20 protein-coding genes and 2 pseudogenes are annotated in these 22,112 nt (G+C 70.5%); 8 read left to right on the forward strand and 14 right to left on the reverse strand.

Annotated features, from left to right (window positions below):
- Window positions 1-2 precede the first annotated feature (2 nt).
- From ABZ441_RS10865 to ABZ441_RS10880, 4 genes are all read right to left on the reverse strand, one after another.
- On the reverse strand, window positions 3-659 hold the full coding sequence (locus ABZ441_RS10865) for a SurA N-terminal domain-containing protein (protein ID WP_358970822.1): 657 nt from the start codon (window positions 657-659) through the stop codon (window positions 3-5).
- A gap of 171 nt (window positions 660-830) precedes the next feature.
- Window positions 831-2,387 (reverse strand): serine/threonine-protein kinase, encoded by a 1,557-nt coding sequence (locus tag ABZ441_RS10870; RefSeq protein ID WP_358970825.1) that lies wholly within the window; start codon window positions 2,385-2,387, stop codon window positions 831-833.
- Window positions 2,384-3,034: a hypothetical protein gene (locus ABZ441_RS10875; RefSeq protein ID WP_358970828.1), complete on the reverse strand. Its 651-nt coding sequence runs from the start codon at window positions 3,032-3,034 to the stop codon at window positions 2,384-2,386. Before ABZ441_RS10875 ends, ABZ441_RS10870 begins: the two co-directional genes overlap by 4 nt.
- A gap of 97 nt (window positions 3,035-3,131) precedes the next feature.
- On the reverse strand, window positions 3,132-5,240 hold the full coding sequence (locus ABZ441_RS10880; RefSeq protein WP_358970831.1) for an N-6 DNA methylase: 2,109 nt from the start codon (window positions 5,238-5,240) through the stop codon (window positions 3,132-3,134).
- A gap of 194 nt (window positions 5,241-5,434) precedes the next feature.
- Here ABZ441_RS10880 and ABZ441_RS10885 point away from each other — a divergent pair, with 194 nt between their 5' ends.
- Window positions 5,435-6,250, forward strand: coding sequence for a DUF4352 domain-containing protein (locus ABZ441_RS10885; protein WP_358970834.1), 816 nt, complete (start codon window positions 5,435-5,437; stop codon window positions 6,248-6,250).
- Between the two features lie 128 nt (window positions 6,251-6,378).
- Here ABZ441_RS10885 and ABZ441_RS10890 read toward each other — a convergent pair.
- From ABZ441_RS10890 to ABZ441_RS10900, 3 genes and pseudogenes are all read right to left on the reverse strand, one after another.
- Window positions 6,379-6,465, reverse strand: a pseudogene (locus ABZ441_RS10890) (N-acetyltransferase); the annotation flags it as partial.
- Window positions 6,466-6,592: 127 nt separating this feature from the next.
- Entirely contained in the window at window positions 6,593-6,919 is a 327-nt protein-coding gene (locus tag ABZ441_RS10895; protein WP_358970837.1) for a hypothetical protein, read from the reverse strand.
- 31 nt (window positions 6,920-6,950) lie between these two features.
- A pseudogene (locus tag ABZ441_RS10900) lies at window positions 6,951-7,424 on the reverse strand (HNH endonuclease family protein); the annotation flags it as partial.
- Between the two features lie 122 nt (window positions 7,425-7,546).
- On the opposite strand from ABZ441_RS10900, the gene ABZ441_RS10905 reads away from it, so the two are divergent.
- Genes ABZ441_RS10905 through ABZ441_RS10915 form a run of 3 tightly spaced genes read left to right on the forward strand, consistent with a single transcriptional unit; the run spans window position 7,547 to window position 11,474 of the window.
- On the forward strand, window positions 7,547-8,677 hold the full coding sequence (locus ABZ441_RS10905; RefSeq protein WP_358970840.1) for a tyrosine-type recombinase/integrase: 1,131 nt from the start codon (window positions 7,547-7,549) through the stop codon (window positions 8,675-8,677).
- The gene (locus ABZ441_RS10910) at window positions 8,674-10,878 is read left to right on the forward strand and encodes a site-specific integrase (protein WP_358970843.1); all 2,205 of its coding nucleotides are present in this window, start codon (window positions 8,674-8,676) and stop codon (window positions 10,876-10,878) included. Before ABZ441_RS10905 ends, ABZ441_RS10910 begins: the two co-directional genes overlap by 4 nt.
- Window positions 10,875-11,474 (forward strand): DUF6262 family protein, encoded by a 600-nt coding sequence (locus tag ABZ441_RS10915; RefSeq protein ID WP_358970846.1) that lies wholly within the window; start codon window positions 10,875-10,877, stop codon window positions 11,472-11,474. Before ABZ441_RS10910 ends, ABZ441_RS10915 begins: the two co-directional genes overlap by 4 nt.
- 70 nt (window positions 11,475-11,544) lie before the next feature.
- Here ABZ441_RS10915 and ABZ441_RS10920 read toward each other — a convergent pair whose 3' ends face one another.
- The 4 genes from ABZ441_RS10920 to ABZ441_RS10935 form a co-directional block, all read right to left on the reverse strand.
- Window positions 11,545-12,960, reverse strand: coding sequence for a hypothetical protein (locus tag ABZ441_RS10920; RefSeq protein WP_358970849.1), 1,416 nt, complete (start codon window positions 12,958-12,960; stop codon window positions 11,545-11,547).
- Window positions 12,961-12,970: 10 nt separating this feature from the next.
- Entirely contained in the window at window positions 12,971-13,741 is a 771-nt protein-coding gene (locus ABZ441_RS10925) for an HNH endonuclease family protein (RefSeq protein WP_358970852.1), read from the reverse strand.
- 10 nt (window positions 13,742-13,751) lie between these two features.
- Entirely contained in the window at window positions 13,752-14,093 is a 342-nt protein-coding gene (locus ABZ441_RS10930; protein WP_358971149.1) for a hypothetical protein, read from the reverse strand.
- Window positions 14,094-14,191: 98 nt separating this feature from the next.
- Window positions 14,192-15,058 (reverse strand): hypothetical protein, encoded by an 867-nt coding sequence (locus ABZ441_RS10935; protein ID WP_358970855.1) that lies wholly within the window; start codon window positions 15,056-15,058, stop codon window positions 14,192-14,194.
- Window positions 15,059-15,163: 105 nt separating this feature from the next.
- Between ABZ441_RS10935 and ABZ441_RS10940 the strand changes: the two genes are divergently transcribed.
- Window positions 15,164-15,745, forward strand: coding sequence for a TetR/AcrR family transcriptional regulator (locus ABZ441_RS10940; protein ID WP_358970858.1), 582 nt, complete (start codon window positions 15,164-15,166; stop codon window positions 15,743-15,745).
- 37 nt (window positions 15,746-15,782) lie between these two features.
- On the opposite strand, the gene ABZ441_RS10945 is transcribed toward ABZ441_RS10940, so the two are convergent.
- Both ABZ441_RS10945 and ABZ441_RS10950 read right to left on the reverse strand, forming a co-directional pair.
- The gene (locus ABZ441_RS10945) at window positions 15,783-16,568 is read right to left on the reverse strand and encodes a GntR family transcriptional regulator (RefSeq protein WP_358970861.1); all 786 of its coding nucleotides are present in this window, start codon (window positions 16,566-16,568) and stop codon (window positions 15,783-15,785) included.
- Window positions 16,565-17,107 (reverse strand): UTRA domain-containing protein, encoded by a 543-nt coding sequence (locus ABZ441_RS10950; protein WP_358970864.1) that lies wholly within the window; start codon window positions 17,105-17,107, stop codon window positions 16,565-16,567. The genes ABZ441_RS10945 and ABZ441_RS10950 overlap by 4 nt, the downstream gene beginning before the upstream one ends.
- Window positions 17,108-17,256: 149 nt before the next feature.
- On the opposite strand from ABZ441_RS10950, the gene ABZ441_RS10955 reads away from it, so the two are divergent.
- Window positions 17,257-17,649 carry an ATP-binding protein gene (locus ABZ441_RS10955; protein ID WP_358970867.1) on the forward strand — a complete coding sequence of 131 codons (393 nt, stop codon included), beginning with the start codon at window positions 17,257-17,259 and terminating at the stop codon, window positions 17,647-17,649.
- A 60-nt stretch (window positions 17,650-17,709) separates the two neighbouring features.
- Here ABZ441_RS10955 and mfd read toward each other — a convergent pair whose 3' ends face one another.
- Window positions 17,710-21,240: a transcription-repair coupling factor gene (gene mfd, locus ABZ441_RS10960; RefSeq protein ID WP_358970869.1), complete on the reverse strand. Its 3,531-nt coding sequence runs from the start codon at window positions 21,238-21,240 to the stop codon at window positions 17,710-17,712.
- A gap of 182 nt (window positions 21,241-21,422) precedes the next feature.
- Here mfd and ABZ441_RS10965 point away from each other — a divergent pair, with 182 nt between their 5' ends.
- Window positions 21,423-21,665, forward strand: coding sequence for a type II toxin-antitoxin system prevent-host-death family antitoxin (locus ABZ441_RS10965; RefSeq protein ID WP_358970871.1), 243 nt, complete (start codon window positions 21,423-21,425; stop codon window positions 21,663-21,665).
- Entirely contained in the window at window positions 21,665-22,039 is a 375-nt protein-coding gene (locus tag ABZ441_RS10970; protein WP_358970874.1) for a type II toxin-antitoxin system VapC family toxin, read from the forward strand. Before ABZ441_RS10965 ends, ABZ441_RS10970 begins: the two co-directional genes overlap by 1 nt.
- The last annotated feature ends 73 nt before the right edge of the window (window positions 22,040-22,112 follow it).

The following is a 22,112-nucleotide window of genomic DNA, read 5'->3' on the forward strand; positions in this document are numbered from 1 at the left end:
GGTCAGGCGCCTGCCTCGGGGTCCTGGCCCTGCACGGGGGTGACCTGGGTGATCCACGGGGCCTTGTACGTGCTGAGCTGGACCTTCTGGTTGTCCCAGCTGCCGTAGCGGGGGTTGACGTCGATGTGGAGCGCCTTCGACGCCTCGGTGAGGGACTGCCCCACGGCCTTCACCCCGGCGGGGCTCTGCAGGTCGGCGCCGAGCGCCCGGGCCAGCTTCTGGAGCTGTACCTCCTGGCGCAGGCTCGCCTCGATCTGGCCGGGCGCCACCCAGCGCTGCTCCAGCATCAGCGTCCGCACCCCCTCGTCGCCGCCGGACTGCGCGGCGGCGTCACTGCGGATCTGCTGGACCTCCTTGCGGCTGACGCTCACCCCGGCGTCCTTCGCGGCCCGGTCCAGGACCCGCCCGAAGATCAGGCCGGACAGCTTGACCCGGTTCAGCTGGCCCGACTTCGCCACCAGTTCCTCGGACTGTTCCGACTCCTGCTGCGCAGTGCGTACGTCGGCCGCCTCCGCCTGGACCGTGGCCACGTCGATCCTGTCGCCGCCGACCACGGCCGCGGCACCGGGATGGGCCTCGCTGCCACAGGCGGACAGGAGCGGCGCCACGACGAGCGTTGCGGCGGAAAGGGCGAGCGCGGTGCGACGACGGCGGTGCAAAGGGAGCCTCCCGGGGAGAGTTTGTGCATCAGTGCACAAAGCCTTGCGGTGATCGATGTTAGGCAGTGGACGTGATTCGGGCCACTGCTTCGACCAACGATTTCCGGACGGGTCAGTGTGGGGTGCGGGACGAAATCCCTTCCGGCTCGCCCATTTCGGCCGTGCCCGGCCTCACATCGAGCCGCGTACGTCCTGGTGGTGGGTCAGCTGACGGCGGAGCTCGACGGGGAGCGGGTGGTGCGGACCGTAGGTGCGCTCCGTGTCGTGGAGAAGGGCCTGCAGCTGTGCGCGGCCCGCCGTGTGGTCGCCCACGCCCAGCAGGAGGTGGCCGATCCGGTGGCGGATGTCGAAGGCCCGGCCGGGGCCGACGGAGGTCGCGTAGCCGTTGTCGTAGTAGGGGAGGACGGCGCGGTACTCGGCGAGCGCGGCGGCCGCCTCGCCGAGCTGCTCCAGGCACAGCGCGGCGTCGTAACGGAACTGCAGGGTCTGGGAGTCCGCGGGGCCGGCTGCCGCCGCGCGGTCGTCGGCGAGGCGGCGGAGCTCGGGGAGCGCGCGGCGGTACTGGCCGTCGTCCATCAGCGTGGCCGCGTACTGCTTGCGCAGGATCCGTACCACCGGTGAGTGTTCGCCGTGCTCCTGGGCTGCGGCGGGCAGGATTCCCCCGAGGATGTCGACGGCCTGGGTGATACGGCCCTCGCCGAGCAGCCGCTTCACGTCGTCGACGGCCTGCGCGACGTCCGGCCGGGACGGCGGCTCCTGGGGCGGTGCGGGTGCCTGCTGGGCCGGGACGGGCGCCGACGCCGGGACGGTCGCCCGGTCGGGCCAGGGCGCGTGCGGGCGGAGGAAGGGGCGGGTCGGGTCGAGGGGCCCGGACGGTGTGCCGCCGGCGGGCAGCAGGGGCCGCAGCGACTCGTAGACCTCCTGGGCGGAGGCGGGGCGGTCCTGCGGATCCTTGGAGAGCAGCCGCAGGACGAGTGCTTCGAGCGCCTCGGGGACCTCGGGCCTGAGATGACGGACCGGGAGGGGCGGCTCGTAGAGGTGGCGGTGCAGGACGCCCAGGGCGGTGGACCCGGCGAACGGCACGTTCCCGCTGAGCAGTTCGTGCAGCAGGACACCGAGGGCGTACAGGTCGGTGTAGGGGCCGACGGCACCGCCCATCGCCTGCTCGGGAGCCATGTAGGCCGGCGAACCGATGGGTGACCCCGTGTGCGTCAGGCGGGTGGTGTCGGTGTCCATGACGGAGGCGATGCCGAGGTCGAGCACGGTGAGGGTGCCGTCGGGTTTCACCATCGCGTTGCGCGGCTTGAGGTCGCGGTGGACGATCGGCACGGCGTGGACCGCGGAGAGCACCGCGCACAGCTGGGCGGCGATCGCCACGGCCCAGGGCCACGGATAGGGGTCGTGCTCGGCGAGGTGGTCGGCGAGGTCGGCGCCCTCGACGTACTGCATGACGAGATAGAGGTCGTCGCCGTCGCTCCCCGCGTCGTGCACGGTGACCAGGCCCGGGTGGTCGACCTGTGCGGTGACCCGGCACTCACGGACGAACCTGCGGCGCAGATCGTCCGCGGCCGCACTGTCCGAAGGGCCTGCGACCCGGTCGGGGCGCAGGAGTTTCACCGCGACCCTGCGGTCGAGGCGCTGGTCGTACGCCGTCCAGACCTGGCCCATGCCTCCCTGGCCGAGAATCGTCGCCAGCTCGTAACGACCGGCGATGACACGCCCGTTCACCTGCTGTCCCCCTCCTTGCGGAGGTAGTCGCTCAGCTCGTCGAGCTCGGCACGCACCTGGTCGAGGCGCTGGGGGGCGGCAGGAGCGGCCGGCACGGCAGGGGTCGGTGCGGAGGACGGCGGTGGTGTGTCAGCGGGACTCCGCTGCGGGGCGGGCGGGTAGCCGTAGGACCCAGGGGCCGGGGGCTCGGTCCGGCTCGAGGCGTACCCGGGGGACGGGAACGCCGCCGGGTGCTGCCCTGCGTACGGGCCGGCGTACGGCCCCGCGTAGGAACTCCCCTGCACAACGCCGTACGGGCCGAAGTGCCGTATCTCCGTGTACAGGTAGTAGGTGACCGTGCCGACGAAGACGACCAGCATCCAGGACAGCATGATGATCGCCTGCCCGTCCGTCATCACCTCGTCCTCCGGTGGCAGCGAGCCGAGGTAGGCGACCAGTCCGGCGTTCAGTGCCAGCACGAGGCCGAACAGCCACCAGTCGCGCTGCTTGCGGGTGACGATCGCCAGTCGCAGCATGGCCGCCCAGGCGAGGAATCCACAGCTCAGCAGGGTGAGCGCCACGAAGACCACGCGCAGCGTGACGAGCGTGGACGAGGACGGACGACGTGTCGGCCGCTGCTGCTCCGGCGGATAGCCGTAGCCGTGCATGTGCTGCTCCCGGAGGCGTGGATCGGACGTGTGCAGTGAGCGTATACACCGACACGGACAACCGGCTCCAGGTTGTGCACAACCGTTGTGCTTCACATCACTCCGGAGCGACCGACCCGTCCGTGAGTCCGTCGTACATCCCCTGCACCAGCTGCCCGCCGAGCCGTCCCGCCGAGCGCAGTGCGTCCTCGAACGCGGCGAGGGCGCTGAACTGCTCGCCGTATCGCCGCTGTTCGGCCAACGGCAGACGCGGCACCTGGAGGCGTCGGGCGTCGAGGCGTGCCGCGGTGGAGGCGTAGCTGCTGGCCTGCCGGTTGTTGGCGGTGCCGCGCAGGAATCCGGCGAGGAACCAGGGGTCCAGGGCCGCCGGATCGGGGCGCAGCAGCTGGAGGTTGCGGCCGAGGGCGGCACCGGCGGTGGCGTCGTCGACGACCCTGGCGACCGAACCGCCGCCGACCACGGGCACGATGACGTCGCCTGCCTCCAGGAGGAGCGGTTCGCCCTCGGGGGACGCGGCCGGTGCGTTGGGCGTACCGCTGGGGGCCGTACCGGCGAGCACGTCGTGTTCGGTGAGGACCGGTACCGTGCCGTCGCCGGCCCCGGAGCCGGTCCGCAGGTGAAGGGCACCGGCACGCGCGAGTTCACCGACCGTGGTGAAGGGCCGTCTGACCGGTTCACGGGCCACCGCGGGCGGTGGCGTGAGCCGGGCGGTCAGCTTCAGGGTGTCGTCCAGCCGCTCCCGTACGCGGACCAGTTCGGCCGCGCCGCCACCCGCGGCCGGGGGCGGCAGATGGCGGGCCGGGGCCAGGTCCACGTCGTCGTCGAGGAGTTCGATGACCGGGACGGCCCGGCTGGTCCCCGGGTGCTCCTCGACGGGATCGCGGCGACCCGCCACGTCGAAGGGCGTCCATGCGTCGAGCACGGCGGCGCGCACCGCCGGCCAGTCCAGCCGGTCCCGGCCGGACGGGGCGCCCGCGGCCTCGGGCCCCGCCGTGTCGACGAAGAGCAGTTCGGGCGCCGGGAGCTGCTCGGCGCCCGGTTTGCGGAGGATCCAGATGTGGAGCGGGATTCCGTACGGGGGTGCGGCGCCGGCCGGGAGCGCGATGACGGCGCGGAGCGCACCTCGGCGCAGCAGGTCCGCGCGGATCCGGCGTCCCGAACGGCGGGAGGCGGCGGTGGGGGGCATCAGCACCACGGCTGTTCCGCCCTCGCGGGTGCGGGCGAGGGAGTGCTGCACCCAGGCGAGTTCGGACTCGGTGCGGGCGGGGAAGCCGTACTCCCAGCGCGGGTCGTAGGCCAGCTCGTCATGGCCCCAGTCGCGCTCGTTGAACGGCGGGTGGCAGAGCACCGCGTCCGCGGTGAGCCCGGGGAACGCGTCGGCGCGCAGGGTGTCGCCGGTACGCACCGCGAGCGTGGGTACGCCGGCTCCGTCTCCCTCGGAGCCGAGCGCGAGACGGAGCGCGGTGAGCGCCGCCAGGTCCGGTTCGGCCTCCTGCGCGTACAGCGCCGTGGGCCGGCTGACGGCGCGCAGCAGGGCGCCGGTCCCGGCTGCGGGATCGAGGACCGTGCGGGAGCCGCGCCTGCCGGTCCGCCGGGCGGCGTCCCGGGCCGGCTGCGCGAGGTCGGCCATGAGCGTGGCGAGGCCGGGGGGTGTGAGCGTGTACTGGCGCGGGTTGGCGTCCAGTTGGCGGCCGAAGAGGAAGTCGAAGGCCTGCCGGGCGCCGGTCTCCGCCGCCAGTTCGGCCGCGGCGCGCAGCAGGGGGACGGACGGCAGGAGAGCGGCCGCCGTGGGCGTGGGGACCGCGTGTCCCGCTCCGAAGCGGTCGGCGAGCACGTGGTCCACGGCTCCCGGCAGCACGCCGGCCATCCGGGCGTCGGAGACGGCGGTGATCTCCAGCCAGGCGGTGGGCCTGTCGCGGACGAGCAGCAGGGCGCAGCCCGTGTGGATCAGTGCGGTCACGGCGCCGTCGGGATGGCCCGCCAACTGCTGCCAGACCCGCTCGCGCAGTGGCACCTCGGCGAGTTTCCCCTGTGCGCGCAACCACTGTTCGACCTCGGGGAGTGCGAAGGAGGGACTGGCCTCGGTGCCCCCGACGGGTTTCGGGAATCCGGCGTGCCGGCGACGCCAGTTGCTGACGGCGGCGCGGCCCACACCCGCGAGTCTGGCGATCTCGGCCGCGGTCACCTCTGTCGAGTCATCCGGCACTGGCCTTCTCCCGTTCCACGCGCATCGGTGTCGCCTGCTGTGTGTGGGTGAGCATACCGATTCCACCAGTACGCCGGTTCACGCGCTTTTCTGTGTTGACTCGGTTCACAGCATTTGCTTTTATTGACCCACCGCACACCGTTGCGGCGGATCGCCCGTTCACACTCCTCGTTCTTCATCGGAAGGGCACACCCATGTCCCAGTACACCCAGCCTCAGCAGCCGTACGCCCCCGCACAGACACCGGGTTCGCGCCCCGCCCGCAACGGCCTCGGCATCTCCGCCCTCGTCCTCGGCATCATCGGGACGGTGTCGGGACTGGTCCCCTTCTTCTTCTGGCTCGCCGGAATCCTCGGGCTCATCGCACTGATCCTGGGCCTGGCCGGGCGGGGCCGCGCCAAGCGCGGTGAGGCCACCAACAAGGGTGTGACGACGTTCGGCGCCGTCCTCGGCCTGGTCGCGCTGGTCCTGTCGGTGGTCGGGGCGGTCCTGACCTTCAAGGCGGTGGACGACGTGGTGACCGACATCAACAAGGCGGTCGCGGACAGCTCGGCCTCCGCGAAGCCCGCGGCCGACGGCGGGGCGGCCGGAGGGACCGCCGGCGGCGCCGAGGACAAGGACGACGTCCTGAGAGAGGGCGATTCCGCCGCGTACGACGACGGCCTCGAGGTCACCGTGAACGCCCCGGCCGCCTACACCGCCGACGAGTTCGCGGTCGGCTACACCAAGGGCAACAGCGCCTACACGGTCTCGGTCGTCATCGAGAACAAGGGCAAGGAGAAGTTCGACGCGGCGCTCGTCACCGTCGACGCCCGCGCGGGCGAGGGCGGCGTGAACGCCGAGCAGATCTTCGACGGCAGCGTCGGCGAAGGCTTCACGGGCACCATCCTGCCGGGCAAGAAGATCACGGCGAAGTACGCCTTCGACGCCCCTGCCGACGCCAAGAACCTGACCGTCGAGGTCGCCCCCGGCTTCGACTGGGACGCGAGCCAGTGGGAGCTGAAGCTCTGAGGGGCACCGCCCACTCACGCACCGCGCCCCGGCCTCACGCGCCTGTCCCCGTACCGGTCGTCCCCAGGCAGGGACCACCGGTACGGGGACGGGCGCGCCCGTACGTTCCGGGCCGGGCGGCGCGCTCCCTACGCGCGGTGGCGCACCCACACGTTCGGCTCGACGTACACCGCGTAGCCGTGTCGCACCGAGCACTGCACCGGCACGAGCGCGCCGCTTTCCCCCGTGTCGCCGCCGAGTTCCCACTCGACCGGTGGCGGCCCCGGACGGGGCTGCCCCTCGACACCGAGGGCCCGGTGGAGGTGCCCCACCGCGCGGGCCCCCGGCCGACGCATCCCGGGTTCACACGACCGAACCGACGGCGACCGCCCACACCGGCCAGAGTGTGAGCAGCACCCCGGCCGTCCAGTACGTGCCCGGCGGCAGCGCGGCCCGGCGCTGCACCCAGTCGTTGGCGAGCCACCAGATGATCCCGAACACCGCCACCACGGGCACGACGATCACCAGCCACAGCTGCATGCCGTCGTTCTCGGTCGGTTCACGGGAGGTCCAGCCGGCATCCGCGAGCGGCCCGTTCGACAGGTAGTACCAGATCAGGAACATCGGCACGACGCCCGGAACTCCGAGCAGCAGATTCATCCCCGCAGCCGTCAGCCGCCACTTCCACATGCGCCCAGTATTCACACCGCCGGTCCGGCGCTCAACGCGTGGGCGCCTCGGTCGGGCTGCCGCCTGCGGGCAGCTTCTCGGCGGGACAGTCGGACAGCACCTCGACCATGGCCTCCCGCTCGGCCGTCGTCACCCAGAGCCCGTACTTGCTCTTCACCGACACCTGCCCCGCCACATACGTACAGCGGTAGTCCTTGTTGGGCGGCAGCCAGGTCGCCGTGTCCCCGTCCCCCTTACGGCGGTTGGTGGACGAGTCGGCCGCGACCAGGTTCAGCGGGTCGTTGGCGAACGCCCTCCTCTTGCCCTCACTCCACTGCTGGGCGCCCTTCTGCCAGGCGTCGGAGAGGGCGACGAGGTGGTCTATGTCCACCTTGCTGCGTCCGCGTTCGAAGGTGACGCGGGTCCCGGTGTACGGATCGGGGTCCAGCACACCGCTGAGCACCTTGCAGCCGTCGGCGTCCCGGGAGACGTCGTCGAGCTGGTCGGCGAGGATGTCGTCGCGGGTTATCTGCAGCTCCTTCATCGATGCGATGCACATGAGGCACAGCCGTAACCCATTCCTGTCCCTCGCCGTTATTGGTCATGCCATGAGGCACATGAGCGACATCTGAGACAGGAAGCAGATCCATGACGTTATGCACAGAGACGGCCGTCTCGCCCACCACCGGCGAGACCACCTGGCTCCTGGTCGACGAGGAGACGTACGCGCCTCACCCCGAAGCCCGTGAGTTCTCCCTGTATCTGCGCGGAGCCGGGCGATCACCACAGACACAGCGCGCGTACATCCCCAGAATCGGCCGCTTCCTCAACTGGTGCGCAGAGCGAGGTACCGACTGGAGGGCCGTCCGGCTCGGGGACATGAGCCTGTTCAAGTTCCACGTCGAACGGACACCGACCCAGTACGGGCGGCCTCCGTCCGGAAAGACGGTCAACGCCACGCTCACTGCGGTGTGTGAGTTCCTCCGCTTCTGCGCGGTCCAGGGACACGTGGATCACGAAGTCGCCGCGCGTCTCAGCGAGCCGCGCTTCCTCCCTCACGCCCCGGCCGGCTTCGATCCAGGCGAGGGCGGCCAGCACCTGATGGTCAAAGCCCGCGTCCTGAAGGCGCCGGAGATCGAGCGGGCACCACAGACGCTCACTGACGTCCAGACGAAGCAGGTCATCGACGCCGCTCGCACTGCGCGTGACCGGCTGCTGCTGACCGTCCTGGTGGAAGCGGGCCTTCGTATCGGCGAAGCCCTTGGACTGCGGCGTGAGGACATGCATCTGCTCCCCGACTCCACGCACCTGGGCTGCCGAACCTGTGGCGCGCACCTGCACGTCAGGCCCCGGCAGGACAACGTCAACGGGGCGCGGGCCAAGGCCGGGCGCCCTCGCATGGTTCCGCTCACACCGGAAGTGGTGCACCGATACCGCGATCATCTCGCCGAGCGTGAACAGGTAGTCGACTCCGCCGACTGTGACTACGTCTTCCTCAACCTCGTCGGCGTCCACGAGGGACGTCCGCTCTCGTACTCCAATACCAAGCAAGTGATTGAACGGATCGGGAGGCGCTGTGGTCTGACCGCCCGACCGCACATGATGCGGCACACAGCCGCCACCCGCTGGATCCGCAACGGGGTCGCCCCGGACGTCGTACAGACCCTCCTGGGGCACGCCTCCTCGGCGAGCACCGCCGTGTACCTGCACGCCCAGGACGAGGATCTCCGCGCAGCCGTCGCGGCCGTCGAAAGTCTCGCGCCGGAGCTACCGCGATGACGATTGCGCTGCTCCGCTCCGCTGCCGTTTCCTCCGCCCCCGGCGCCCCGGAGTGGCCGTCATGGCTCGCGGCACGCCTGCCCTCGGGCTGGCGCACAGATGAATGGGACCCCGTTCAGGCACTGTTCACTGCCGATCCCTGCAACCCGACGACCAGCGTGTTCGTCTGCTCCGTGGTCACCTGTGCCACTCATGTGGCGAGCAACGGATCCCGCTGCGACGCCTGCCGGAAAGCCCGATATCTCCTGGGGAACCCTGCGGACTTCGACACCTCGCACACCCCAGATCCAGCACGCCGCAGGCCCAACACCTCAGCGAGCGGGGCGATGCCGGGCATCTCCCAGTTCTCGCTCGCGGGTGTGAGTCCTGCAGTCCGCCAGGAGCTCCTGTACGGGCTTCAGCAGCGCGACGACGCCGGGATCAGCCTGGTCCCCCAGCGGGTACGCCGCATTGTGGCCGGCCTCCCCGCCGGACTCGGCTCGCTCCTCGACCTGAACGCCTCCTTCTCCTCCGGGCTTCCGGCTGCGGCCTCCGGCGTCCTGAACGGTGTTCTCCTGCACGTCCGACGCGCACGCGTCGAGTTCGAGGGCACCGATCCGACCTCGGGCGACGTATGGGAGTGCGCCCTCATCGGGCTGACGGCAGGGCGCGGTCGCAAGTATGCCGCTGTCCACGGCGACATCGACTTCCGTCCGGTACGGCAGCGTTGGCTGCGGGAACTGGTCAAAGAGTACGGCCGCACGGCACGCCCCAACGTCATGGACCTACGGCAGACCGCCTACGCGGCGACCATCGCGTCCTCCGCATTGGCAGGCCGCCCCCACGGGGATGAGCCGGGGCTCCTCGCCATGGCTGACATGAACGCCGTGGTGGACCTGTTCCGAATCACCAAGCGCCCCGAGGACGGTCACGACTACTCCACCAGCCACCGCAGGGCCCTGCTCCGCCACTGGCGCACGTTCCTGGAATACGCCCGTCAGGCCGGGATGATGGACCACGTGCCCGGCGGGTTCGCGCTCAACCCCCGCTTCCACAGCATCGCCGCCGTGGAAGTGACCGAGGACGATCTCGGCCGCGCGATCCCCGAGCACGTCATCGCCCAGCTCGACGTGCACCTCGGGCTGCTGGGCACCTCGACGGGGTACGCGAGCGGCGGCTGGACGGCCGCCGACTTCGCGCGGATGTACCAGGTGGTCTACACGGTTCTCCGGGACACCGGTCGACGTCCGGGAGAGGTCACCAGCCTGCGCCGCGACTGCCTGGAGCGGGTCGACGGCAAACCGACGCTGCTCTACGACAACCACAAGCGGCGACGCCACGGCCGCCGGCTGCCGGTCTCGGAGAGCACCGCCCAGTTGGTCGAAACCTGGCAGAAGGAGCTCGACGCACTGCCAGCCGTCCCGGGATGCACCCAGTGGCTGTTTCCCTCGCCGGGCCAGCGCAATCGTCCACGCCGTGGGCATCTGAACGCTGCGCAGTTCTCCAACAGGATCTTCCGCGACTGGGTCGACGAGATGATCCCGGACCTCGTGGACGAGCGACTCGACGAGGACGGTGCTCCGCTCGCCTACGACCGTACCCAGGTCGTCCCGTACGGCTTCCGCCATGCGTACGCCCAGCGCCATGCGGACGCGGGCACCCGCCCCGATGTCCTGCGTGAACTCATGGACCACCGCTCACTGGACGTGACGATGGGGTACTACAAGGTCTCCCTCGGCCGGAAACAGGAGGCCGTACGGACGGTCGCTGCACTCGCCGTGGACCGGAACGGTGCGGCCCGCGGCTTCAGCGATCCCCTCGCCTACGAGGTGGAGAGCGTCGGGGTCCCCTACGGCGGCTGCACCGAGCCAAGCAACGTCAAGGCCGGCGGCGGGCACTGCCGCATCCGCTTCCAGTGCGCCGGATGCGACTTCTACCGACCTGATCCCTCCTACCTCCCCGCCCTGGAGCAGCAGATCGCGGACCTGCGGGCCGACAAGGAAGCCGCCCTGGCGATGGAGGCCGCCGACTGGGTCGTTCGCAATCTCGACGACCAGATCCGCGCTTACTCGAAGTCAGCCGACGAGATGCGGCGGAAGCTTGACGCGCTCCCCGCCGAGGAGCGGGCCGCCGTCGAATCCGCCTCACGCGAACTGCGCAAGGCTCGTTCGGCAGCGGCTTTCGTCCCCCTGCAGGCACTGACCACACGGAGCTCGGAATGAAACGCCCCGCCGCTTCCGGGGGCAACGACCGGAACGCCCGGGTCGAACGTCTACGCGTCAGCCGCGCCAAGGACAGCGAAGACAAGACCAGGCGTGCGCTCGACGCCGTGGACGGCCTTCTCCGCTCGGGACGACGGGTCACCGTCACCCAAGTGGCACGGGATGCCTCGGTGTCCACGTGGTTCGTCTACAACCAGCCTCAGGTGCATCAGGCCGTTCAGGACGGCATCACCGCCCAGCGAGCGCGGGGGCACCAGAACTCCCTCGCTCCGGAGGCATCTCGGGTGTCTCCAGCCGGGTTGCGGACGGATCTTGCACTGGCTCGCGAAGAGATCAAGGACCTCAAGAAGGAGCGCGATCGGCTCCGTAACCGGGTCAGGCTGTCTCTCGGCGCCGAGTTGGAGGGCGTGAACCGGAATGAGCTGATCGAGCGGGTACAGCAGATCGAGCAGCGGAATGCCGCGCTGGAGCAAGCGTTGTCAGAGGCCAGGGATCAGATCGCCGCCCTGGAGGGCCAACTGAGTGAGGCGGAGGACGATCTTACCGCCGCGCGAGCCAGTCTCCGCCGTGCCATGCGGTCCGTTCCGACCTCGTAATCCGTGCTCTGCTGCCACTCGAGGCTGTCCGGCTTGAGTGTCGTCTGCCGGACAGCCGTGAGGGGCGGAGTCAGAACGGGGGATCGCTAAAGAGTGAGCCGGTCCAGACAGGTGGGACCGGCTCCGAATCGCGCTGCTGAAGGAGCATGACAGCGTCCTTGACGCGACCCAAGTCGATGAGGTGGCCGGCCAGGTCATGGCTGTTCGCGGAAGCTTGCTGTTCAAGAACGGCAACCGCCTCCTCGGTGCGTCCGGCGCCAGCAAGTAGCTCGGCGATGTGCGGCACCGCGTACGAGGTGGATCCCTCTGGGTGGGAGCGGGCCTGCGCGATCGCTGCGTCGACCCCGTCGCGGGCGGCGATCAGCGGCAACCGTATCCAGTACAGGTCCCAGTCCTCCTCGCGCCCACGGGCGGCGGCGAGGGCGTCAAGGAGCGCCAGGCCGTCCTCGGGGCGGCCTTGGTCGAGGCAAAGGTTGGCCCACGTATGCAGGATCCAGTCGTCCCCGTTATGGGCCTCGGCCAGGTGCCGCATCACATCGACGCCTTCGCCCCCTCGGCCATGGCGTGCCAGGAGATCCGCCAGTCGCACCGTGCCGTGGCACCGGAAGTCCTGCGAGTCGCCCGACTGCCGGTACACGGCGATCGCGCCTTCCACGTCGCGTCGCTCCTCCAGCGCCTCGGCCAAGCGCTGCGCAGCGTGACCGTGGTGCTCGGTCACCGCGTACGCGCGAAGTTCCTCGATCCGATCGTGTCTCGCCAGCAGGTCGGCCAGCTGATCCCTGTTGTTGACGGATGTGATGTGCCGGGTACGCAGCAGGGCGATCGCTTCGTCGACGCGGTCCTGGCGTTCGCGGATCGTGGCAAGCAGCCCGATGGTGCTGTCGGGGTCCAGGCCGCTGCAGCACCACGGGCTGTCACACCGGTGCTGGTCGGGGATCCGAGCAGCCAGCAGCGCGGCGATGTCTTCGTCCCGGCCTGTTCCTTCGGCGATGTCGACCAGAGCGGCGGCGAGAAGCGAGTCCTCGATTCCGGCGCTCAGCCGAGTGATCGCCTCGTCCGTACGCCCGTGCCGGGCCAGCAGGCGCGCGAAGAACTCCAGCCGGAGTCCTCCCGTGCTCGCATACGGGCGGGACAGCGCGATCGCCTCCTCTGCCCGCCCCCAGCCCTCCAGCAGTTCCGCCTGGGTCCGGGCTGCCGGCCACCAGCCCGTGGCAACGTACGGAGCCAGCACCTCCAACGCCTGACTTTGCCGACCCTGGTCACCGATCAACCGCGCCCATGCCCGCGCGCAGAACCATTCCCCACAACGGGCCTGGACCTCCACCTCGTCATCGTGGCCGAGCTCAAGAAGCCGCGTGACCAGGAGCGGAGGGATGCAGCCGGACAAAGTCCGGGCCTGACGGTCGAGATCGGCAGCGTCCATGACTGCGCACCTTAGCCACCACGTCCGATAGGAACTCCGCAGCCCCGGGGCCAGGACAGTCATCGGGATGCTGTCAGCCCTTGCACTGCTTCAGCATCATCGCCTTGTCCGCCGTCGTCACCGGGAGCTCGTACTTGTCAGCGACCTGCGCGAAGCGGACCACGTACGAGCACCGGATCTTCTTGTTCGGCGGCAACCAGGACGCGGGCCCCGAGTCCCGCTTCGCCGAATTGGCGCGCCCTTCGACAGGAAGCAGATTGAGCACGTCGTTCGCCAGCTGCTTGCGCTTGCTCTCCGGCCATCGGGCGGCGCCCATCTGCCAGCTGTAGGAGAGCGGGACCACGTGGTCTATCTGCACCTCGTTGGCCTTCGCCTTCTTCCAAGCAATGTCCTTGCCGGTGTACGGGTCGTACAGGTCCATCGCAACGACCACGCAGTCGGAACCTGAACGGAGCTGCACGTGCCTCCCATGGAGTTTCAACAAGTCGTTCCGCGTGTCACAACCATTCCTCGCCAGCGGAACCCCGTCCGCCGTATCCATCCACGCGTATCCGAACTCATCCCGTTCGTAGCCCGTCTTCGGCCCACGCCCCTTTGTAGTGAGTCCTTGGATGAGCTTGCGTGCGTTGGCCTTGTCCGCTTCCGACGTAAGCGCGGCGAGCCCCGGCCTCGTCCCGTCGGAATTCGTCAACGGGCTCACCGCCTGGCCGGCAGCTGCGTCCGGTCCGGATCCTGCGGAACTTCCGCCCGGCTCCAGGCCATCACAGCCTGCAACGCACGCGGTGACAAAGACGGCCGAAAGCACAGCCTTCTTCCCGCGAGTCCGCAGGAGTTTGTGACTCATGTGCCTCTCACTACGCACAGCTGACCACACCCTGCATGCGCTGCGAGAACAGATCCATCACGGCGCGAAGCATAGAGATAACGCGGGTGCCGCAGCCGTTGCGGTCGGTGTCGATCCATGCCGATCCGAACTCGTCACGGTCGTAACCGGTCTTCGGGGCCCGGCCCTTGACCGTGAGGCCCTCGGCCGCCTGCAGCGCGCTGCCGCCGGGTGCCGGTGCCGCCTCGGAACGTGCGGGGTCCGGCAGTTCGTCGAGGGAGTCGCACCCGGTCAGGGCCAGAGAACCCGTCAGGGCCACGGTCACCAGAGCGAGGAGGCGGTTTCGGGGGCTCGCTGCGTCAGAAGGCTTCACAGCGGACCAGATTAGGCGTCAGGCCGGCGTGACGGCACGGGGCGGGTGTCTCCCCCGTCACGACACGGGCCAGTGCCGTCACGCCGGCCCGGGCCGGCTCACACCTTCCCGATCCCCAGCGTCGTCTCGGACGGCAGGAGCCCCGAGCCGATCGTCTCCACCCACAGCGGCCCCAGCAGTTTCACGAGCCGTTCCCGCGCCTCGGCACCGAGCGCCCGCCAGGGCTGCGCCGCGCTCTCGTCCGTACGGCGTTCGACCTCGGCGCGCAGCGCGCGGCCCGCGAGCGTGGCCGTCCCGTCCTCCTCCAGCAGCCCTCTCGCGGCCAGCCGGGCACGGGCGGCCCCCCACTCCTCACCGCTCCATCCCCGGCTCGCGAAAACCTCCGGGCGGGCGGCACCGACGGCCGCGAAGGAGACCAGCGACTCCACCGGATCGAGTCCCGCCCCCACGAGCGCCGCCACATGGCCGTCCCCCCGGTGCTCCCGCAGGATCGTCGCCGCGTGCCAGAGCGCCACATGTGGCTCGTCCGGCCAGGGCAACGCGGCAGCGGCTCCGGCGAGGGGACGCCCGGCCACGTCCGCCGCCGACGCCGCCCGCCGGGCGAGCGCCGCGGCCTCGGCGAGCTCCGGCCCGTCCACCCGGTCCCCGAACAGCGCCCGATACGCCCGGTCCACCGCTCTCGCCCTGGCCGCGAGCACGGCCTCCGGGGAGGCGACGGACCAGACGGCCGGCACGTACGCGCCGACCATCCGGGGATCGAAGCTGTGGAACGTCCTCGTCACCCGGTCCGCGTCCACCGCCCCGAGCGGCGCGGCACGCCAGGCGAAGTAGCTGGGCCACCGCTCGTCGGTGGCGTACCCCAGCGCCGCGGCCTCCTCGAAGGCCTCCGGCGCGTAGTAGACGACGGCGTGCAAGGGCTCCAGCAGGTGCCACATCTGACGCACGCGACCCCATTCGTCGGACATCTCCCGACCTCCCGCTCCCCGGTCAATCTTGTCAGTGACTAGATACTCAGGGTGCGCCGCGACCGTAAACTTGTCAATGCCTAGATTCCGCGTACCGTACGTGCCATGACCAGCGAACGCGCCTACCACCACGGTGACCTGCGGCGGACCCTGCTCGCCGCCGCCCTCGACGTCATCACCCAGGAAGGCCCCGACGCCCTGTCCCTGCGCGATCTGGCACGCCGCGCGGGTGTCTCGCACGCCGCGCCGGCCCACCACTTCAAGGACCGCACCGGCCTGCTCACCGCCGTGGCCGCCGAGGGGTACGCGCTCTTCGCGGACGCCCTCGCCGAGGCCCCCGACCTCCAGGAACGGGGCGTGGCCTACGTACGGTTCGCCGCCAGGCACCCCGCGCACTTCCAGGTGATGTTCCGCCCCGAGCTGTACCGGCCCGACGACACGGCCCTGCTCACCGCGAAGGCGCGCGCCACGGACGAGCTCCGCGCGGGTGTCGACGGCCTTTCCGACGCCGCCCGTGGCGAGGACGCCCGGCTCGCGGGCATCGCCGCCTGGTCGCTCGCCCACGGCTTCGCCACCCTGCTACTGACGGGCAACCTCGCCGACGCCATGGAAGGCCGCACCCCGGAGGCCGCCTTCCGCTCACTGACCGGCCTGATCTTCACGCGCCGAGACGACGACGAGGAATGACCGGGGGCCCTGCGGACCTTCCCGCACCCAACGGCGATCAGGCGGAGCCGGGCGTGAACTCGTACTGCACCTCGTAGAGATGGCCTGCCTTCACCATCACCGTGGCCTCGATGGCCCGGTCATGGTCACTGAGGACGACACGCAGAGTGCGCAGCACGGGAAGGTCCCCGGGAAGCCTCAGCAGCCGGTACTGATCCTGCGTGGCCACACGCGCGGACACCCGGTCCACACTGAGCCTGGGCGGATGGCCGAGCGAGGCGAGCAGAGTGGGCGTGCCGCCGGGAATCCTACGGCGCTCGGTGATCGCGGTTCCCCGAGCGATGTCCATCGGGTAGTACGAGGCGACGAGCTCCGCGGGCTCACCATCGATCGACAGCACCTGGCGCCGAAGGGCGGCCGCCTCTCCCTGCCGCAGGCCCAGTGCGTCGGCCACGTCAGCCGGGGGCACCGCCTCCGCCACTTCCACGAGCGTGCTGTGCGCCTGGACGCCGGAGCGCTCCGCCTCGGCCAGCCAGCGGTACGGCTCACCGGAGACCGCAGGCGCCATGTACGACGCGGGGCGGATCGTCCGCTGCCGGTGGTCGCGCACGGTGACCGAAGCCCCGGCCCTGCCGATCACCAACCGCTCCTCCTTCAAGAGGCGCAACGCCTTCTGGACGGTGGCGTTCGACGCCCCGAACCGCTCCTTCAACTGCGCGGTGGACGGAAGGCCGGCCCCGGGTGCCAGGTCACCCGACATGATCTCGTCCCGCAGATCGGCCGCGATGCGCTCGTGAAGGGAGCGACGGTCCACGGCTTCCCCTTCGTGTCCGGACACGCTCATCCGATCCTGATCTCGTACCGCAGTCGCTGGCCGCCCGGCGGCATGACCATCACGTCGGCCTGGACCGGCCGATCGTGCGCGTCCAGAGTGAGCCGTATCAGTTCAAGTACCGGCACATCCCCGTCCACGGCCAGAGCGACCCGCTCATCCTTCGTGGGCATGCGCGCGACCACCTCTTCCTGCACCTTGACACCGACGTGGCCCAGCTCCGCCAGGAGGCGTACCGCCCCTCCACGGATCCTGGCGGTCCCTGCCAGCTTCGTACCCCGCGCGATCCGCGCCGGGTAGTAGGTGTCGGTCAACTCGCAGGGCACACCGTCGAGATACATGACCCTGCGCCGCTCGACGACCCGCTGCCCCTTGCCCAGACCGAGCAGCACGGCCACCCGGCCGGGGGCGTCCACCTCCCCGGCCCGCACGATCTCCTGCGTCCCCCGGTGCCCGCCGGCTGCCGCGTCGGCTGCCCAGACGTCACCGGCCCCTGCCCCGGAAGGCGCCAGGTAGCGGGCCGACGTGGTGACCGGAACTCCCTCGACCATTCTTCCTCCTCGAAACACCGCCGGGCCGTGTCGAGCACACGGTAGGCGAAGCCGCCCGGCTCCCCCAAAGCATACCTTGCCGCTTTTCGCGAATAGCGAATAGCGATACGGTCGCGCCGTTACGGCCCACGAGCAAGGCGGTGCACACCGTGCCTCTGTCACAGCAACGGCGCTTCCCACGACGGAAGACGTCCGTCCGCGCTTCACGCGATTTCGTCGACCAGGTCCTGACGGGGTGGCAGCTGGCCCCCCTGATCGCCGACATAAAGCTCTGCGTCTCCGAGCTCGCGACCAACGCGTTGCTCCATGGAGTGCCGCCGGGAAGGGAGTTCTCGGTGCGCCTGAGCGCCACCGACCACTTCGTACGCCTGGCGGTCCGCGACAGCGGGGGCGGCCGTCCGGCCGTCCGGCTCGTGGGCGAGGAGAGCGGTTCGGGCCGGGGTCTGTTCCTCGCCCGGCAGCTGGCCGCGGAGTTGGGTGTCGACCACCATGCCGTCGGCAAGACGGTCTGGGTGGCCTTTGACCGGCCCCCCTGTCCGTAGCGCCGGGAGGACGTCGGCCCCGCCGGGAGTCACGGCGGGGCCGGAGCGGACGACCCTGCCCTAAGACCCCAGGATCGTCGTGAGGAACTCCCCGGTCCACGACAGGAGTTCGCGCCCCACCACCGGCTTCCCACCGATCCGGCCGGCCGTCGGCCGAGGCACGAGGATCTGCCGGGCCGCCGGCTTGAAGATCGTCTTCGGATGCAGCCGCTTCAGCCGCAGCTCCTGCGACTCCCTCAGCTCCACGGGCGCGAAGCGGATGTTCGGTCCCTGCAGCACGATCTCGCCCACCCCGCAGGCCCGGGCCAGCATCCGCAGGCCCGCCACCAGCAGGAGGTTCTCCACCGGCTCCGGCAGCTTGCCGTAGCGGTCGGCGAGCTCCTCGCGCACCGCCCGGATGTCCTCCTCCGAGTTCGCCGAGGCGATGGCGCGGTACGCCTGGAGGCGCAGCCGCTCACCCGGGGCGTAGTCGTGCGGGACGTGCGCGTCGACCGGGAGCTCGATCTTGACCTCCAGCGGCGGCTCCTCCTCGACGCCGCCGTCCACCGCCGCCCGGTAGTCCGCCACCGCCTCGCCGACCATCCGGATGTACAGGTCGAAGCCGACGCCGGCGATGTGACCGGACTGTTCACCGCCGAGCAGGTTTCCCGCGCCGCGGATCTCCAGGTCCTTCATCGCCACGTACATGCCCGCACCCATCTCGGTGTGCTGGGCGATCGTCGCCAGCCGCTCGTGCGCGGTCTCCGTCAGCGGCTTCTCCGGCGGGTACAGGAAGTAGGAGTAGCCCCGGTCCCGGCCACGGCCCACACGACCGCGCAGCTGGTGCAGCTGGGAGAGACCGAAGTTGTCGCCGCGCTCCACGATCAGCGTGTTGGCGTTGGAGATGTCGATGCCGGACTCGACGATCGTCGTGGAGACCAGCACGTCGAACCTCTTCTCCCAGAAGTCGACGACGACCTGCTCCAGCTGACTCTCCCCCATCTGCCCGTGAGCCGTCGCGATCCGCGCCTCGGGCACGATCTCGCGCAGCCGCGCCGCGGCCCTGTCGATGGACTCGACCCGGTTGTGGATGTAGAACACCTGGCCCTCACGCAGGAGTTCACGACGCAGGGCCGCGCCGATCTGCTTCTCCTCGTACGGCCCGACGAACGTGAGGACGGGGTGCCGCTCCTCGGGGGGCGTCGTGATCGTCGACATCTCGCGGATGCCCGTGACGGCCATCTCGAGCGTACGGGGGATGGGCGTCGCCGACATCGTCAGCACGTCCACGTTGGCCCGCAGCTTCTTCAGCTGTTCCTTGTGCTCGACGCCGAAGCGCTGCTCCTCGTCGACGATGACCAGGCCCAGGTCCTTGAACTTGGTCTCCGACGAGAACAGCCGGTGCGTGCCGATGACCAGGTCCACGGACCCGTCCTTCAGCCCCTCCAGCGTCGCCTTCGACTCGGTGTCCGACTGGAAGCGGCTCAGCGCCCGGACGTTGACGGGGAACTGCGCGTACCGCTCGGTGAACGTGCCGAAGTGCTGCTGGACCAGCAGCGTCGTGGGCACCAGCACCGCGACCTGCTTGCCGTCCTGGACCGCCTTGAAGGCCGCGCGCACCGCGATCTCCGTCTTGCCGTAACCGACGTCGCCACAGATCAGCCGGTCCATGGGGACGGACTTCTCCATGTCCTCCTTCACCTCGGCGATCGTCGACAGCTGGTCGGGCGTCTCCGCGTACGGGAAGGCGTCCTCCAGCTCGCGCTGCCACGGCGTGTCCGGAGCGAAGGCGTGGCCGGGCGCGGCCATCCTCGCCGAGTACAGCTTGATCAGGTCGGCGGCGATCTCCTTGACCGCCTTCTTGGCCCGCTGCTTCGTCTTCGTCCAGTCGGCGCCCCCGAGCCGGTGCAGGGTCGGGGCCTCACCGCCGACGTACTTGGTGACCTGCTCCAGCTGGTCGGTCGGGATGTAGAGCCGGTCGCCGGGCTGGCCGCGCTTGGCGGGTGCGTACTCGACGAGGAGGTACTCGCGGGTCGCGCCCTGCACGGTGCGCTGCACCATCTCGATGTAGCGGCCCACCCCGTGCTGTTCGTGGACGATGTAGTCGCCGGCCTGGAGGGTCAGCGGGTCGACGGACTTGCGGCGGCGGGCCGGCATCCGGCCCAGGTCCTTGCTGGCGGTGCGCTGCCCGGTCAGGTCCGTCTCCGTCAGCACGGCCAGCTTCATGGCCGGATCGACGAAGCCGTGGTCGACGGCCCCGCACGAGACGTGGACGAGTGAGGGCGTGATCACGGTCAGGTCCGGGTCGAGCCGGGCGGCGATGCCCTCGCCGCCCAGCACCTCGACCGTGCGGGAGGCCGGCCCCTGGCCCGCGGTGACGTACACCGTGCGCCAGCCGTCCGCCAACCACCCCTTGGTGTCGGCGAGCGCACGGGCGGTGTCGCCCCGGTACGCCTCCGGGGCGTGCATCCCGAGCTTCAGCGTGTCTCCGTCGGGTTCCTCGTCGGCGGCGAACGGGGAGGTGGACCACCACATCATGCCCAGCTCACGGGCCCGGTCCCGGATGTCTGCGATGCCCCGCAGGGAGGCGGCCCCGACGTCGATCGGGGCCTCGCCACCGCCCGCCGTGGCCGCCCAGGACGCCTGGAGGAACTCCTGGCTCGTGGCGACGAGGTCCGCCGCCCGGGTGCGCACCCGCTCCGGGTCGCAGACCAGCGCCATCGAGCCCTTCGGCAGGACGTCGATCAGCAGCTCCATCTCGTCCACGAGCACCGGGGCCAGCGACTCCATGCCCTCGACGGCGATGCCCTCGGCGATCTTCCCCAGCAGCTCACCCAGCTCGGGGTGCGCCTCCGCCAAGGCCGCCGCCCGGGCGCGTACGTCCTCGGTGAGCAGCAGCTCACGACAGGGCGGCGCCCACAGCCCGTGCTCGGCGACCTCCAGGGACCGCTGGTCAGCGATCTTGAAGTAACGGATCTCCTCGACGTCGTCGCCCCAGAACTCCACCCGGAGGGGGTGTTCCTCGGTCGGCGGGAAGACGTCCAGGATCCCGCCGCGTACGGCGAACTCCCCGCGCTTCTCGACCAGCTCGACCCGGGCGTACGCCGCCGCCGCGAGGGCGTCCACGACCTCGCCCAGATCCGCCGTCTGCCCGCTGCTCAGCGCGACGGGCTCCAGGTCGCCCAGCCCCTTGACCTGCGGCTGGAGCACGGAGCGGACCGGAGCGACGACCACGCTGACCGGTCCGGTCTCCGGGTCGTCCTGCCGGGGGTGAGTGAGCCGGCGCAGCACGGCGAGGCGGCGGCCCACGGTGTCCGAGCGGGGTGAGAGCCGCTCGTGGGGCAGCGTCTCCCAGGAGGGGAACTCCGCCACGGTGTCGGGGGGCAGCAGGGTCCGCAGCGCCGCGGCCAGGTCCTCGGCCTCGCGGCCGGTCGCGGTGACGGCCAGCACGGTGCGCCCGGCCTCGCGGGCCAGGGCGGCCACGGCGAAGGGGCGTACGGCGGGCGGTCCGACCAGGTCGACGTGGGCCCGGTGGCCGTCGGATGCGGCCTTCACCGCTTCGGAGAGCGCCGGGTCGGTGACGACGACGTCCAGCAGACCGTGCAGGCTCATGAAGGGTTCCGTCCGGTGGGGCGAGTGAGCAACGCGAAGGACCCGACACGTGGGACGGGCCGGGGTGTCCAGCGTACGACGCCGGTGTGTCACTCGCGCGAGGGAACGCCGTTGTCCGTACGGCGGCGGCGGGGCTAGCCTTGGTCCAGCAGTTAGTCCATCTCTGGCCCGAGCGAGGCGTCATGGAAGCAGGCCGGCAGTACAACGTGCACGAGGCCAAGACCCACTTCTCCCGGATACTGCAGCAGGTCGAGACCGGCGAGGAGGTCGTGATCAGCCGGGCCGGGGAGCCCATCGCGAAGGTCGTGCCCCTTCATCCGAAGGTACGGCGGACCGGTCGCGGATCCCTCCGGGGACAGATCCACATCCCCGACAACTTCGACGAGCTTCCGGACGACATCGCCGACGCCTTCGGGATGCGCTGATGCGCCTCCTGCTCGACACCCACGTCGCCCTGTGGTGGCTCGACGACTCCCCTGAACTCTCCGACGAGCTGAAGGACCTCATCGACACGGAGCCCGCCGTCTACCTCAGTGCCGCGACTCCGTGGGAGATCGCCATCAAACAGTCGGCCGGAAAGTTGGCTGGTCCCGATGACCTGGCCGAGCGGGTCCGCGACTGCCAGCTGACCAGTCTCGCGATCACCGCTGGGCACGGCGTCAAAGCAGGCCGCCTCCCTCCGCTCCACCGCGATCCCTTCGACCGCATCCTCGTCGCCCAGGCACAGACCGAAGGACTGACGGTCGTCACCCGCAACAAGTGGATCCCCCAGTACGACGTACCGGTCATGCACGCCTGACGACGGCGGCCATGACACGATCCGGCCCCGGGCGCTCGGAGGAGCGCCCGGGGCCGGATCCGTCATCCTGCGT

Origin of the sequence: Streptomyces sp. NPDC005752 (assembly GCF_040630715.1) — a bacterium.
Classification (GTDB): domain Bacteria; phylum Actinomycetota; class Actinomycetes; order Streptomycetales; family Streptomycetaceae; genus Streptomyces.

Coding starts and splice junctions, on each gene's coding strand:
- ABZ441_RS10875 (WP_358970828.1), bottom strand. CDS start 3,034: ATGCACGGCTACGGCTATCCGCCGGAGCAGCAGCGGCCGACACGTCGT.
- ABZ441_RS10885 (WP_358970834.1), top strand. CDS start 5,435: ATGTCCCAGTACACCCAGCCTCAGCAGCCGTACGCCCCCGCACAGACA.
- ABZ441_RS10895 (WP_358970837.1), bottom strand. CDS start 6,919: ATGTGGAAGTGGCGGCTGACGGCTGCGGGGATGAATCTGCTGCTCGGA.
- ABZ441_RS10905 (WP_358970840.1), top strand. CDS start 7,547: ATGACGTTATGCACAGAGACGGCCGTCTCGCCCACCACCGGCGAGACC.
- ABZ441_RS10910 (WP_358970843.1), top strand. CDS start 8,674: ATGACGATTGCGCTGCTCCGCTCCGCTGCCGTTTCCTCCGCCCCCGGC.
- ABZ441_RS10915 (WP_358970846.1), top strand. CDS start 10,875: ATGAAACGCCCCGCCGCTTCCGGGGGCAACGACCGGAACGCCCGGGTC.
- ABZ441_RS10920 (WP_358970849.1), bottom strand. CDS start 12,960: ATGACTGTCCTGGCCCCGGGGCTGCGGAGTTCCTATCGGACGTGGTGG.
- ABZ441_RS10925 (WP_358970852.1), bottom strand. CDS start 13,741: ATGAGTCACAAACTCCTGCGGACTCGCGGGAAGAAGGCTGTGCTTTCG.
- ABZ441_RS10935 (WP_358970855.1), bottom strand. CDS start 15,058: ATGTCCGACGAATGGGGTCGCGTGCGTCAGATGTGGCACCTGCTGGAG.
- ABZ441_RS10940 (WP_358970858.1), top strand. CDS start 15,164: ATGACCAGCGAACGCGCCTACCACCACGGTGACCTGCGGCGGACCCTG.
- ABZ441_RS10945 (WP_358970861.1), bottom strand. CDS start 16,568: ATGAGCGTGTCCGGACACGAAGGGGAAGCCGTGGACCGTCGCTCCCTT.
- ABZ441_RS10950 (WP_358970864.1), bottom strand. CDS start 17,107: ATGGTCGAGGGAGTTCCGGTCACCACGTCGGCCCGCTACCTGGCGCCT.
- mfd (WP_358970869.1), bottom strand. CDS start 21,240: ATGAGCCTGCACGGTCTGCTGGACGTCGTCGTCACCGACCCGGCGCTC.
- ABZ441_RS10965 (WP_358970871.1), top strand. CDS start 21,423: ATGGAAGCAGGCCGGCAGTACAACGTGCACGAGGCCAAGACCCACTTC.
- ABZ441_RS10970 (WP_358970874.1), top strand. CDS start 21,665: ATGCGCCTCCTGCTCGACACCCACGTCGCCCTGTGGTGGCTCGACGAC.